This is a genomic window from Candidatus Vallotiella adelgis (assembly GCF_020541305.1).
Taxonomy (GTDB): Bacteria; Pseudomonadota; Gammaproteobacteria; order Burkholderiales; family Burkholderiaceae; genus Mycetohabitans; species Mycetohabitans adelgis.
The window spans coordinates 788,455-801,258 of record NZ_CP047396.1; the positions used below are offsets into that span (position 1 = coordinate 788,455).

Genomic DNA, 12,804 nt, shown 5'->3' on the forward strand with positions numbered 1-12,804 from the left:
CAGAGATCAGCGTCTTCTATTCTTTATTACTATATTCACAGGTTAGTCAGCCGCGTTACATAGTGCTGATAAGAAAACCATACAGCATAACCTCAATAGTTCACAAGCAGCAGGGTGAGAAAGTGTGCATGGTTTTGGTAGCACTATTTAGTCAGCGCGATGCCATCACCGTAGCGGTAATGACAGCAGTACTCAAAAGTCTACATAGTAGCGAAACAGTTTGTTAGTATTATACAGCTCTTACCATATCGAGATTAGCAGAGTTGTTAAGCGCGATAGCCTCATCATAAGGATTAGGATCTAGCCACCTAGAAATTTTCTTGTTTCCCCAAACAGTTCATTTTCTCTAAAGTCACCGGGAAGATCTCTAAAGTCACCGGGAAGATCCCAAGTGCGGTTTACCAGTGTGCGTGGCGGGGGGGGGAGAAGGGCATATACCGATGCGCGGAGGTACCTACCACTGGCGGCAGTACACTGCACATGAATAAAGTGTACTAAGAAAATTGACGGAATACTAACCATTCAACTACAATTAAAAATTCGGCGGAGCGTGGCGCAGCTTGGTAGCGCATCTGATTTGGGATCAGAGGGTCGTAGGTTCAAATCCTATCGCTCCGACCAATCGAGTCAACACTAAAAATTTACAATAAAAATAAAATGTCTGAGTTTTAGTACACGATTTTTTTAGAGTTGAGGATGCAAAAAATCCTAAAAAAGTAATAAAAGTTTATAGTGTAAGTATAAAATTACTCGATTTTATATGAATACATACTGTTATTAAAAAATACAGATTTACACCTGACTTAGACAGTTATTAAAATTATTAAATAAGCTAAGTCTATATCGATAATAGACTAGCTATTTTAAATAAATAAAAGATAAACAACACTTCGTTTGTCAACTAAAAAATCACATTATAGTAGTTATCCAATTTTATTTACCACTTTATACTCTTGACCAGGTAAGCGATTGCAGCATAGATAGCCATTACATATTTATTTGATTCGTTAACACTAACATGGGTTGTTTTCTAATATCCATTAAAGCGAAAAGACACGATGTTACACAGGCATGACGGCACGCTTAACATTACAAGACTCTTTTTTCAATTCCGCTAAGCGTTGACAAAAGCAACGTAAGTGTATCTTTATACCAAGGCAGTACTACTGTCGATTAATCAGTAGCCCGATCAACACACCGATACCAGCGGCGATACCGATAGAAGTCCATGGATGGAATGGTTCGTCATTTAATATGCAGTGTCATTCAGAGCAATTAGATAGTTGTGCACCACTATCTAATAGAAAAAAGAATTTACTCCTAGCCTAACTAGGGCAAATTTTATGTAGTAAAAAGTAATTTCCTGCTCGGCCATGGTATAAGTGCGCTCGCTATAACTGTACAGTTCCGTTAGGATATAGGGCTTAGCGGTAAGTTTTTCGTGGAGAAAAAAAGTAATGGAAGGTAACAAAGAACATTTAATGTCAGATATTAGAACTGTCCTGTCGGACGCAGAAAATCTGCTCAAACAAGCGACGAGCACGACTGGAGAGCATGCGATCGAATTACGTGAAAAAGCGCTTACGCGCCTGAAACAGGCAAAAGAAAAAGCATCAGATGTCCAAGTAGTTGTCGTCGAAAAAGGAAAAAAAGCGGCACGTGCCACGGATGATTATGTTCACGACCATCCATGGACTTCTATCGGTATCGCCGCTGGTATCGGTGTGTTGATCGGGCTACTGATTAATCGACAGTAGTACTGCCTTGGTATAAAGATACACTTACGTTGCTTTTGTCAACGCTTAGCGCTACCGCGTCCCGTGTACACGATGCGGTGGCTATCGATATTCCGCCTGCCGCGCATCTTGCGCAATTTGTTAATGAGCAATAATACTCAACCGCTACCGCCGATTTATGGCCCACTGCGACGCCTAGTCAGATCAGTATTTTTCCTGATTCAAACTCGTTTAGAGTTGTTTGGTATCGAACTTGCAGAAGAAAAAGAACGATTACTCTGCGTATTGTTCGCCGGCCTTGCAGCTATGATGTTCGCGACAATGGGGTTAATCACTCTAACTATTCTAGTTACCGCGGCGTTTTGGGAAACATATCGATGGCAGGTACTAGCTATAATAGCTGTACTGTACCTTGTCGGTGCTTTTGCCTGTATGCAGAAAGCGCGCTTTAGAGTGCGTCAAGCACCCTTAATCTTTGAGGAAACGTTATCTGAATTTGATAAAGACCGCACTATTTTCCAAAAACCATCGCCATGAACGATCCTCATTCCAGTAACTACCCTACCCAATCATCTTTACTGGAAAAATTAAGTGACCCCAGGGTGCGAGCAATCCGAAAAGAGCTATTGCTATCGCGCGCCGCTCTTAATCGGCTAGATATCGCCGGTGCCGGTCAAGCACTACATCAAAGCGCCTTAAGGCTCAGTTGGATTGGTTGGCTAATTCCGGGAATTAGCCAATTTCGCGCATTGCGCCGGTTTCCGGCAATTAGTGCATTACTAAACGAGCATGTAGTAATGCAATCCATGGCATCAGCTGTTTTTTCTGGTCCTGTACGTCGCGCGGTAATCCGAAATGCTAAACCGTTACTGAAAGTAATAGTAATAAGCCTTGTTGCATGGAAGAGCTACAAGCTATGGAAGGCGGTATGTCCGTCACATGATGTGAGTGCTACTGCGGCGGCGGGCGAATAAATACCCTACCTGTTCGATATCAACAGAGAAGTTATCACACTCTACAGAATGCGAGATTACGTATCAGGGGTCACCCCGAAAACTAACCTACTGAGGCCTCTCGTATAGGCTAGGTTGCAAGGCGGCTATGCCACAAACTTTTATACCCATCTTACGTCAGTAAGCACGAGTAGCTCGATAAACTCTGCTGACGGTAGATAACCGAGGGCGGCGATGAATTGAATCAAAATATATCGGAAATCTATCTCTCATACTTTCTCGAGAGGTGCTGTTATAAACAGCGGACTGGTTTCTATTTCTTATGTTTCCTATATTAAACTTTTGCAGCATTTGGGCTGATATGACTACATAGAAGCTATATATCACGTAACTCTATACTATGGTCGGTATAGTATACTAAGTCATACATGAATAGCATGCTTAATATCAGACTTCTAAACTAATATATATCCCCTAAGAGGGCAATATTAGAATTGCCCTAAACTTAAAACGTACATAGATAATGTATGTAAGCGAGATTACCGTACAACATGTAGCATAACTACGATAAGTTATGCCCGTGTCCTCGCACTTTAGTGAACAACTAGTCTCGACCTATGCAGCTATCTGGACAATTAGCTTGTCAGCTATATACCGCTTTCGAAACGCCAAAAGATAGTATCTTCGTGTGCCATCTTTTTTTCGGACATCATTAGCGGGGTAAGTTACTCCAATATATGTCTATCTAAAAAGCTGTTTTAAGCTGGAGCACAACGACGAAATATAACTACACTATTGTATAGTGTGTGTAAATCTACCACAGGCGTTTAGGACTTGATAGCTTAAAATAAGCAGCATATAACTATGCTTTCAAAACCTACTGATATACAGGAAACTGGTTCGCGAGTATAGAGATTTTCTCACGTACCTGTCCAAGAATTTTAACGTTGCTTGGATTCTCCAGCACATCAGCAATCAAATGCCCGATATGCTCCGCCTGCTCAGGTCCGAAGCCACGCGTAGTAATCGCCGGTGAGCCAAGACGGATGCCGCTAGTTACAAATGGCTTTTCCGGATCATTCGCGATTGCATTTTTGTTTACAGTGATATGAACACTGCCTAAGGCGATCTCTGCAGCTTTTCCAGTGATCTGCTGCGTACGCAAATCGAGGAGCATGAGATGGCTTTCGGTTCGGCCGGATACAATCCGAAATCCACGGCTTACTAGTGTTTCGGCAAGCACACGCGCATTGTTCAAAACTTTTTTCTGGTAAATCTTAAATTCTGGTGATAGCGCTTCTTTGAACGCAATAGCCTTTGCAGCGATTATATGCATTAATGGACCACCCTGGATGCCCGGGAAAATCGCTGAATTAACTATACTTTTATAATTATCTTTCATTAAGATTACGCCACCACGCGGACCACGTAAGCTCTTATGTGTGGTAGTTGTCACAAAGTCTGCATGCGGTACTGGGTTCGGATAAACGCCAGCAGCAATTAGCCCTGCATAGTGCGCCATATCTACCATAAAATAAGCCCCGACCGACTTTGCAATCCGCGATAGCCGCTTAAAGTCAATGCATAGAGAAAACGCAGATGCACCAGCGATCAGCAACTTAGGTTTATGCTGCTGTGCGAGCTGCTCGGCTCCATTATAGTCGATATCCTCGTTATCGTTGAGTCCATAGCTGACTACATTAAATAACTTGCCAGACAGGTTAACCGGCGAACCGTGCGTCAGGTGGCCGCCGTGCGCGAGACTCATGCCCATGATTGTATCGCCAGGCTTGAGAAGTGCGAGAAATACCCCCTGATTGGCTTGCGAGCCCGAATTAGGCTGTACGTTCGCAGCCTCCGCGCCAAACAACTGCTTAACTCGCTCCATCGCTAACTGCTCGATTACATCAACATATTCGCAACCGCCATAATACCGCTTACCAGGATATCCTTCGGCGTACTTGTTAGTCAGTTGAGAGCCCTGCGCCGCCATTACCGCTGGGCTTGCATAGTTTTCCGACGCGATCAGTTCGATATGATCTTCTTGCCGACGATTCTCATTCTGAATCACCTGCCAGACTTGCGGATCGATGTTCGCAATGGTTTGCTTAGCTTTATCAAACATGCGTCAGTTCTCTTCAATATTCAAATGGTTGACTACATTAGCGTACTATTGCGTCTGTAATAGGGATGAAGCCTCCTGATCAGCCGATCAGAAAATAATTGCTATTAACGCTAAGACAGGTCAAGTCGGATAGGTATATAATGACCGCGACTCAATTACAGCTTCTCAAGTAAAGGAAAAACAGCAGCACCACACTTGACATGTAGTTATTTTTCCTACGACTTTAAAGCTAATATTTTTAGCTATGTTAAATTTAGTGTATTGGAAGGCTAATAAATAAGCAACTTAGTACTATAAAAATGGATTTAATTTTAATTATTGGCTACGATAATGTCGTATGCTCTGGTAAAGTTAAACAAATAAATACGATATCGCTTAACTCAGAAGTTCTGACTAGCTTACATGGCTAGTATGTATATATGTAAAACAACGTTATCGGCGGTGTTGTTTTCTACACCGATGACCCAAAACTTTTTTGGCACACCGACACTAAGTAGTTAGTGTGCATGCGACATATTGACCAGCAACAACTGGGTTCATATCGAGAATTGTATCGAGCGGATCCGATCTGCATTGGGTAATTTTCACCAACAGGCCACCCTATGACGATAAAGTGCTATTTATCGGTATGATCTGCATGAGCAGTATCCAGTATATAACCATCCAGCCCGTACTATTTCCTGATATCGTACCGCTGGCGATTCTGAGTGACCTACGCAACGTATGGCTATCAGCCCTTACACGTTGACATCTTACAGAGCATGGTCTAATTCGGTCCAGCGAGTAGATAACTATGCATAATGCACCAGACACTTCAATGATTTCACTCGTATTACATGCAAGTCTGCTAGTGCAAACCGTTATGGCACTGCTGATCTTGCTATCACTATTATCCTGGACTTTCATTTTCCGGAAATGGTTCTCAATCCGTTGTGCTCGAATCCAAACCAAATGGTTCGAGCACGATTTTTGGTCAGGCAGAGATCTACAGACGCTTTACCAGAGCGCTGAAACTAATCGTCATACAATTGGCGCTCTTGAGCGAATCTTCGAGTCAGGTATGCGCGAATATTTAAAAACCAAAGAACAACAAGTTACTGAATCCAGTGCAATACTAAATAGCGCGCATCGCGCGATGCGCGCTGCGTTCCAGCGTGAAATGGATATTCTCGAGTCCACTCTCGCATTTCTTGCATCGGTTGGATCAGTAAGCCCGTACATTGGTTTATTTGGCACTGTCTTGGGAATTCTAAACGTGTTCCGCGGGCTTGAAAACATACAGCAGGCAATGCTGGCCAGCGTTGCGCCTGGCATAGCAGAGGCATTGATCACAACAGCTATCGGCTTATTTACAGCTATCCCGGCAGTAGTAGCATATAATCGCTATGCTCATGATATTGACCGACTTTTAATCCGATTCGAAACTTTTATCGAAGAATTCTTAAACATCCTACAACGAAAAGTACACTGACGAAAATTGAATGGCTAGTACTCTAATCCGCTCTAGTTTTCGCGGCGGTTGGGCGCGCCGTGCGATATCTGACATGAATGTTGTGCCGTACATTGACGTTCTGCTCGTTCTGCTTGTTATTTTGATGGTGACCGCTCCGCTTGCTTCGCCGTCAATTATTCGCTTGCCCACAGTTGGAAGTCATTCTCCACAAGAACAGACGCTACCTATTATTATTAGTATCAAGCCTGACGGAACTACGAGCGTTAAATACAAGAATGATACCTCAGGCACTATGAGAGAATGGCCGATGACGCCAGCAGATCTAAAGCACTTCATCGCTGACTTAGCGAAAACTTATCCGAACCGGCCAGTTGTAATTGGTGCAGATAAATTAGTTAAGTATGAAGGTGTAATGGATGTTATGTCGGCGCTGAAAGAAAACGGTGTCAAGCGCGTCGGCCTACTTGTCCAGCAGAAATGAAGTCGATAGCAGAATATTCTATTAAGCCACCGCGAGAGCGCGGTACGTTGCGAGCGCTCATGCTCGCAACATTGATGCATGTTCTGCTCGCATTTTTTCTATGCCAGAGAGTAAAATGGCAAAATATTCCCCCTAACATTGGCGCCGAGGCAGAAATCTGGACGGAGATAACGAAAACACCTCTCCCTCCTGCGCCGATGCAAATAAAGCCAATGCAAATAAAAAGTGAAGAAGCGGACATTGTATTGCAGCAGGAAAAGCAACACCAGAAAGAAGCAGTAAAGGTTAAACAGCCGGCACGACAAAAGCTCAACCAAGCGCGCCGCGTACGGCTAGTGCAGTTGCAGGGCTTAGTCCGTAATACGCGCCGAGCTAACAAAAAAACTAGAAGTGGTAAAAGTGGAAGAAAAAGTAGTAGCACTATAATATCTAGCTACGCGGATAAAGTACAGCGCCGTGTACGGCCTAATATTATCTGGTCTGGCCCCACTGAAAAACTAGATACATTAATTACCGTACGTTGCGCACCTGATGGTGCTGTGCTTGCTACGCGTATTGCGCGTAGCAGCGGTAACTCACAATGGGATAACGCGGCCCGGCGAGCGGTCGAGCGCTCCGATCCAATGCCACTAGACACGTATGGAAAAGCACTGGAAAGCTTTAACATCCAGATACAACCTGCCGCTAAATAATTGGTCGCGCATTGTCGCGCTATTATATGCATACCAGAAAAGCGTCTTGCTATAATTCTACCTAGGGAACAATTTCCCTAAATTAGGGTCTAGATTGCATAGTCGTCAATAACGTATCACTAGGAAAGCGCAGGAAAGCGCCATGAGTTTAATTAAAAAACTAGGACCAACAATACTAGTTTTATCATTTCTTATTACCGCTAGCGCATCAATCCGAGCTGAAGTAACAGTGCTCGTTACAGGTATTGGTTCGACCCGGTTCCCGATCGCGATAGCAAACTTTGCTAACGAGTCTGGTTCGCCGCAGCAGATTTCGGCGATTATGCGAGCTGACCTAGTCCGTAGTGGAAAGTTCAGCAGTATCGACACAGGTAGCATACCTATATCCGAATCCGACTCCGTTAAGCTTAGTAGCTGGAAAACTAAAGGAGCAAACGCATTTGGTAGTGGAAGCATTGTACAGCGTACAAATGGTCAGTATGAAATACGCTTCCGGCTATACGACACAATTAATCAGAAAAGCTTAGGAGGGCTCTCACTTCTAAGCCCGGAAAGCGGGCTTCGCATGGGCGCACATAAGATTGCCGACTACGTTTATCAGAAGTTACTTGGGGTGCGTGGGATATTCGCTACACGGCTATTGTATGTGACCCGCTACAGTGGGCGTTATCAACTCAAGATCTCTGACTCGGATGGCCAAAATAACCATATTGTTCTAACGAGCTCGGAGCCCATTATTTCTGCAACATGGTCACCAGACGGTACGAAACTTGCTTATGTATCGTTCGAAAAAAATAAACCGATTATATACATCCACGATTTGTTAACTAGCCGGCGCGTGATCGTATCCGACCAAAAAGGCAATAACAGTGCACCGGCGTGGTCTCCAGATGGCACGAAACTCGCAGTAGCACTATCATTAACCGGTAATACACAGATCTTTATTATCAATGCTGACGGTTCCGGTCTGCGTCAGCTGAGCCATAGCCCTTCAATCAATACTGAACCAACCTTCTCTCCGGACGGAAAGTCGATTTACTTTACCAGTGACCGTGGCGGCCAGCCACAAATCTATAAGATTCCTGTATATAGCGAATCAGCGAGCGCCCTACAGCGTATAACGTTTCACGGTAGCTATAACACCAGCGCGCGGGTCTCGCCGGATGGTAATGCGATTGCATATATTTCGCGCGTTGCAGGTACATTTAAGCTATATCTGCAAGATCTCTTGACCGGGTCTTCGGTAGCGCTTACTAATACAACGCACGACGAGTCACCGAGTTTCGCTGCAAATGGCCAGTATCTGCTCTACACAACTCAGGTTAAAAACCGTCAAGTTTTGGCCGTAGTTTCGACTGACGGCAGCACGCATCAAGTATTGTTGATTCCCGGAGGCGGCGTGTGTGAGCCTTCCTGGGGACCTTTTATGTAATAATTATAGGAAAACTTTAAACAATGTTCACATTACGTATTATTTTTGCGGCATTGATGGCAAGTATATTGGCCGGGTGTCACTCAGGTATTAAGTTTAATGAATACGTTAACAGTAAAGACAACGCTATAGACACACAACTACAGCCGGTCGACATACAGAAAATGAATGTTGACGAGCTTCATCAGCTTAAAACCCCACCTGTAAAGCGCAGTATCTACTTCGATTTCGATAGCTATACCGTAAACAATGAAGATCGGCCGATCTTGCAAGTCTATGCTCAATACTTGAAGAAGCATCCGCAATATAACTTACTAATCCAGGGCAAGACTGACGAGCGCGGTACGAGCGAATATAACCTAGCATTGGGCCAAAAGCGTGCTGAGTCAGTTCGCCGTATCTTAGTACTATTCGGGGTAGACGACAGTCAGATAGAAGCGGTAAGCTTGGGAAAAGAAAAACCCACTGCAATAGGCCACAATGAAGCAGCGTGGTCGAAAAATCGCTGTGCTGATCTCCTCTATCTATTAACAACCAAGATATACTAACTGTATGACTTTCTTTTTTGGTGGACTTCGCATCGCTATAGCTGTAGCTATAATAACGGGTGTTGTGTTTTTCGTGCCACCTACATACGCCGGCTTATTCGATGACAACGAGGCACGACAAGCAGTATTAGACCTTCGTGCTAAAGCCGACTCATTATTAAACCAGCTAAGCTCAGCGCAGCATACAATACTCGATCAATTGAATTATTTTGATCAGATGAGCCAGCAGATAGCAACGTTGCGCGGACAAAATGAAGATTTAGCTCATCAAGTTTCCGCTCTGAAAAAGCAAGAGCGTTACCACTACACTGATCTAGACGTCCGGCTAAAAAAGTTAGAATTTCAGTGATAGATAATAGATAGTTTCCAGAACAAAGCACTGAATCAGTCATAACAGTGCGTTCAATGCAATAACACGAAGATTCATGGGTAATAATATCAAAAACACGACATTAGAGTCTGGACAGTTTGTTCTACAGTATCAAGACTCAAAGCAAACACTGTACGGCTCGCTTATTACGAGCTTCTCGCTTGACTAGTCTATTTTTTTCGATACAATTCTCTGTAATTTGGGTCGTTAGCTCAGCTGGTAGAGCAGCGGACTTTTAATCCGTTGGTCACTGGTTCGAATCCAGTACGGCCTACCAAAAAATAAAGATTAAACGTATTTATCTCTACATTGAGTATATAGTTTTTTTATATAAAACAGTTTAAATAAGTTATAAGACGTAATTCCGAATTCAGATAAAAAGCATAGAATAAATCTATTTTTAGTTTCTGGGCATTTATTACTTAAAAAATTTAAGTAATTTTAAAAATTAGATAGTATTTATTCTGCAGCACAGGTAGCTTAGTTATATTTTGCTCGATACTGCTTTTTAAGCTATTGACAGATATTTATTATCTGATCATGTTTTTATATCTATAAAAAATTACGGGTAGTAGTAATCTCGATTTTCGTGTTTGTTCAGCAGTGTTACACTTCTATCCGTGCTATAGTAAATAAAATAATATTAATGCATTTTATTTCTATAAAATATCGCACTTAATCAATAGATAAATGCAAATGTAATTGTGGGTGATCGTTACATTCGTTGCCAGAATCTTGATCTGACTGAGATATTGGATCAAGTCGAACTCGCTCAACCTTATCTAGATATTCGGTTGTTACATCGCCGGTAATATAGTGACCATCAAAACATGATGCCTCAAAATTCTGTAGTCGTGGATTTATGTCACGCACAGCCTGTTTCATGTCTTCGACATCTTGATAAACAAGTGCATCCGCACCAATAATCTGCGCCACTTCCTGGTCGGTCCGACTATGTGCAACTAATTCACTGCAAGTTGGCATATCAATGCCATATACATTCGGGAAGCGTACTGGCGGTGCTGCAGAAGCAAAAATTACCTTGTGCGCGCCAGCGTCACGTGCCATTTGCACGATTTCCTGGGACGTAGTGCCACGTACGATCGAGTCATCGACGATTAAAACATTGCGCCCCTTAAACTCAACTGCCATCGCATTGAGTTTTTGGCGAACTGACTTCTTTCGTACCGCTTGGCCTGGCATGATAAAAGTACGGCCAATATAGCGGTTTTTGAAAAAGCCTTCCCGATATTCAATGTTAAGCTTTTTAGCAACCTGCATAGCCGCAGGCCGAGACGAATCAGGAATTGGCATCACAACGTCAATCTGCATGTTAGGCAGCGTACGCTTAATCTTCTCAGCTAGGTAGTCACCCATACGCAACCGCGCGTTATAGACAGGTACGCCATCGAGTACCGAGTCGGGCCGAGCTAGGTAAACTAGTTCGAAAATACAAGGATTTAGGCTAGGATTCTGCGCACACTGCTTAGTGTGTAGAGTACCATCCATACCAATAAATACAGCTTCACCAGGCGCTATATCTCGTATAAATTCGAAACCGATGCCCTCAAGGGCGACTGATTCGGATGCGATCATCCATTCAGTGCCCTGATCTATATCATGCTTGCCAATAACTAACGGCCGGATACCATGTGGATCGCGAAAAGCTAATAATCCGTATCCTGCAATTAAAGCGACGATTGCAGAGGAACCCTGCACGCGTCGGTGTACTCCAGATACCGCTTTGAACATTGCATCAGGCTTTAGAGAGAATCCGGTCGTAGCTAGCTGCAGCTCATGTGCTAATACATTGAGCAACACCTCGGAATCGGAACTTGTGTTAATATGTCGGCGGTCTATACGAAACATCTCGTCTTTAAGCTGTTCCCAGTTCGTCACGTTTCCATTATGCGCGAGTATGATACCAAACGGTGCATTTACATAAAACGGTTGAGCTTCCTCTGCACTACTGACGGATCCGGAAGTAGGGTAGCGGACTTGACCAATTCCGTAGTTGCCGTGTAGTGAGCGCATATTGCGCGTTCGGAACACATCTCGTACCATTCCATTTGCTTTATGCATATGGAATGTGCTGCCGTTAGCCGTTGCAATACCAGCAGCATTCTGACCACGATGCTGTAGTAGCAGCAAGCTGTCATAGATCAACTGATTGACGGGGGACTGAGAAATTACGCCTACGATGCCGCACATGGCATATCCTTCAAAAAAATTGATCCAGGTGCCGCTTAGAAACGTATATATGATGCGATCATAGCTGGCAAGAATGGTTTTAGTTCTTGTATAGCGCGTTCAGTATAAGGTCGGAATAGTGCATTGCGCCAGAAGCTTTCTCTCGGCAGCGTGGTGAATGCAGCGACTACTACTAACAGCAATACAAGAAAAATGCCGCGCATCAGCCCAAATAGTATACCTAAAGTACAATCAATGCCGCGCAGCCCACCGGCCTCAGCAATCCGAGTGATCAGCGCTCTAATTAAGCTAAAAACAACCAGTACAGCTACTATTAAGACCAAGCATGTGATTAAGTACTGTGTGAGTACGCCGCCAGGCCAGTTTGCTGGTACATAGCATATTAAGACTGGAGCATAGATCGCTGCAACAAGCAGCACGACGATCCATTTAATTAAGCCGTACACCTCCGCTAGCAACCCACGCCACATCCCACACAATGTGGACAAGCTAATGACTGTGATTACAAAGTAGTCGAAAATAGTCATCGCGAATTTATTACCTTACAGCTGTTATCCACTGCAGGAGCTTACTGTCGCTATCTTAGATGAAGCCAGTATTACGCACTTTCACCACTACAGCAGCTACCGCCAGCGTGGAAACAAATGGTCCGGCGCGTGCCGAGGATCCCATTTCTGCCATCAGACTAGCGCCGACTCTCAACATAGGCTGGTATGCCGAGCGACCTTATTTAGCCTGCCTAATCTTATGTAGTAGCATCAGTGTTTAGTATATCTAGTTGCACTACATAGTAATTTCTGGCT

The 12,804-nt window shown here is 43.8% G+C and carries 13 protein-coding genes, 2 tRNA genes and 1 pseudogene; 11 read left to right on the forward strand and 5 right to left on the reverse strand.

Annotated features, from left to right (window positions below; translation table 11 throughout):
- Positions 1 to 544 precede the first annotated feature (544 nt).
- A tRNA-Pro gene (locus GJV44_RS02850) sits at positions 545 to 621 on the forward strand.
- A gap of 542 nt (positions 622 to 1,163) precedes the next feature.
- Here the strand turns inward: GJV44_RS02850 and GJV44_RS02855 are convergent.
- Positions 1,164 to 1,235, reverse strand: a pseudogene (locus GJV44_RS02855) (glycine zipper domain-containing protein); the annotation flags it as partial.
- Positions 1,236 to 1,457: 222 nt separating this feature from the next.
- On the opposite strand from GJV44_RS02855, the gene GJV44_RS02860 reads away from it, so the two are divergent.
- The 3 genes from GJV44_RS02860 (at position 1,458) to GJV44_RS02870 (ending at position 2,710) form a co-directional block, all read left to right on the forward strand.
- A complete protein-coding gene (locus GJV44_RS02860) occupies positions 1,458 to 1,757 on the forward strand; it encodes an ElaB/YgaM/YqjD family protein (protein ID WP_320412810.1) in 300 nt (99 codons plus the stop codon).
- Between the two features lie 123 nt (positions 1,758 to 1,880).
- The gene (locus GJV44_RS02865; protein ID WP_226806890.1) at positions 1,881 to 2,273 is read left to right on the forward strand and encodes a phage holin family protein; all 393 of its coding nucleotides are present in this window, start codon (positions 1,881 to 1,883) and stop codon (positions 2,271 to 2,273) included.
- Positions 2,270 to 2,710, forward strand: a complete 441-nt coding sequence (locus tag GJV44_RS02870) for a DUF3318 domain-containing protein (protein ID WP_226806264.1) — start codon at positions 2,270 to 2,272, stop codon at positions 2,708 to 2,710. Before GJV44_RS02865 ends, GJV44_RS02870 begins: the two co-directional genes overlap by 4 nt.
- A gap of 856 nt (positions 2,711 to 3,566) precedes the next feature.
- Here GJV44_RS02870 and glyA read toward each other — a convergent pair.
- Positions 3,567 to 4,814 carry a serine hydroxymethyltransferase gene (gene glyA, locus GJV44_RS02875; RefSeq protein WP_226806265.1) on the reverse strand — a complete coding sequence of 416 codons (1,248 nt, stop codon included), beginning with the start codon at positions 4,812 to 4,814 and terminating at the stop codon, positions 3,567 to 3,569.
- Positions 4,815 to 5,607: 793 nt separating this feature from the next.
- Between glyA and tolQ the strand changes: the two genes are divergently transcribed.
- The 7 genes from tolQ (at position 5,608) to GJV44_RS02910 (ending at position 10,067) form a co-directional block, all read left to right on the forward strand.
- Positions 5,608 to 6,285, forward strand: a complete 678-nt coding sequence (tolQ, locus tag GJV44_RS02880) for a protein TolQ (RefSeq protein WP_226806266.1) — start codon at positions 5,608 to 5,610, stop codon at positions 6,283 to 6,285.
- Between the two features lie 10 nt (positions 6,286 to 6,295).
- The gene (locus tag GJV44_RS02885; RefSeq protein WP_226806267.1) at positions 6,296 to 6,748 is read left to right on the forward strand and encodes a biopolymer transporter ExbD; all 453 of its coding nucleotides are present in this window, start codon (positions 6,296 to 6,298) and stop codon (positions 6,746 to 6,748) included.
- The gene (locus tag GJV44_RS02890) at positions 6,745 to 7,440 is read left to right on the forward strand and encodes an energy transducer TonB (protein WP_226806268.1); all 696 of its coding nucleotides are present in this window, start codon (positions 6,745 to 6,747) and stop codon (positions 7,438 to 7,440) included. The genes GJV44_RS02885 and GJV44_RS02890 overlap by 4 nt, the downstream gene beginning before the upstream one ends.
- Before the next feature lie 142 nt (positions 7,441 to 7,582).
- Positions 7,583 to 8,872: a Tol-Pal system beta propeller repeat protein TolB gene (gene tolB / locus GJV44_RS02895; RefSeq protein ID WP_226806269.1), complete on the forward strand. Its 1,290-nt coding sequence runs from the start codon at positions 7,583 to 7,585 to the stop codon at positions 8,870 to 8,872.
- A 23-nt stretch (positions 8,873 to 8,895) separates the two neighbouring features.
- Positions 8,896 to 9,420: a peptidoglycan-associated lipoprotein Pal gene (gene pal / locus GJV44_RS02900; protein ID WP_226806270.1), complete on the forward strand. Its 525-nt coding sequence runs from the start codon at positions 8,896 to 8,898 to the stop codon at positions 9,418 to 9,420.
- A 4-nt stretch (positions 9,421 to 9,424) separates the two neighbouring features.
- Positions 9,425 to 9,769: a YbgF trimerization domain-containing protein gene (locus GJV44_RS02905; protein WP_320412811.1), complete on the forward strand. Its 345-nt coding sequence runs from the start codon at positions 9,425 to 9,427 to the stop codon at positions 9,767 to 9,769.
- Positions 9,770 to 9,991: 222 nt separating this feature from the next.
- A tRNA-Lys gene (locus tag GJV44_RS02910) sits at positions 9,992 to 10,067 on the forward strand.
- Between the two features lie 398 nt (positions 10,068 to 10,465).
- Here the strand turns inward: GJV44_RS02910 and purF are convergent.
- From purF to GJV44_RS04480, 3 genes are read right to left on the reverse strand one after another with little or no spacing between them, the layout of a single operon-like run.
- Positions 10,466 to 12,001, reverse strand: coding sequence for an amidophosphoribosyltransferase (purF, locus tag GJV44_RS02915; protein ID WP_226806271.1), 1,536 nt, complete (start codon positions 11,999 to 12,001; stop codon positions 10,466 to 10,468).
- Positions 12,002 to 12,036: 35 nt separating this feature from the next.
- Positions 12,037 to 12,528, reverse strand: a complete 492-nt coding sequence (locus GJV44_RS02920; protein WP_226806272.1) for a CvpA family protein — start codon at positions 12,526 to 12,528, stop codon at positions 12,037 to 12,039.
- Positions 12,529 to 12,583: 55 nt separating this feature from the next.
- Positions 12,584 to 12,706 (reverse strand): hypothetical protein, encoded by a 123-nt coding sequence (locus tag GJV44_RS04480; protein ID WP_276310864.1) that lies wholly within the window; start codon positions 12,704 to 12,706, stop codon positions 12,584 to 12,586.
- Positions 12,707 to 12,804 lie beyond the last annotated feature (98 nt).

Bases quoted from the DNA above. Each gene is read 5' to 3' on its own strand.
- GJV44_RS02860 (WP_320412810.1), top strand. From the start codon at position 1,458: ATGGAAGGTAACAAAGAACATTTAATGTCAGATATTAGAACTGTCCTG.
- GJV44_RS02865 (WP_226806890.1), top strand. From the start codon at position 1,881: ATGAGCAATAATACTCAACCGCTACCGCCGATTTATGGCCCACTGCGA.
- GJV44_RS02870 (WP_226806264.1), top strand. From the start codon at position 2,270: ATGAACGATCCTCATTCCAGTAACTACCCTACCCAATCATCTTTACTG.
- glyA (WP_226806265.1), bottom strand. From the start codon at position 4,814: ATGTTTGATAAAGCTAAGCAAACCATTGCGAACATCGATCCGCAAGTC.
- tolQ (WP_226806266.1), top strand. From the start codon at position 5,608: ATGCATAATGCACCAGACACTTCAATGATTTCACTCGTATTACATGCA.
- GJV44_RS02885 (WP_226806267.1), top strand. From the start codon at position 6,296: ATGGCTAGTACTCTAATCCGCTCTAGTTTTCGCGGCGGTTGGGCGCGC.
- GJV44_RS02890 (WP_226806268.1), top strand. From the start codon at position 6,745: ATGAAGTCGATAGCAGAATATTCTATTAAGCCACCGCGAGAGCGCGGT.
- tolB (WP_226806269.1), top strand. From the start codon at position 7,583: ATGAGTTTAATTAAAAAACTAGGACCAACAATACTAGTTTTATCATTT.
- pal (WP_226806270.1), top strand. From the start codon at position 8,896: ATGTTCACATTACGTATTATTTTTGCGGCATTGATGGCAAGTATATTG.
- GJV44_RS02905 (WP_320412811.1), top strand. From the start codon at position 9,425: ATGACTTTCTTTTTTGGTGGACTTCGCATCGCTATAGCTGTAGCTATA.
- purF (WP_226806271.1), bottom strand. From the start codon at position 12,001: ATGTGCGGCATCGTAGGCGTAATTTCTCAGTCCCCCGTCAATCAGTTG.
- GJV44_RS02920 (WP_226806272.1), bottom strand. From the start codon at position 12,528: ATGACTATTTTCGACTACTTTGTAATCACAGTCATTAGCTTGTCCACA.
- GJV44_RS04480 (WP_276310864.1), bottom strand. From the start codon at position 12,706: ATGTTGAGAGTCGGCGCTAGTCTGATGGCAGAAATGGGATCCTCGGCA.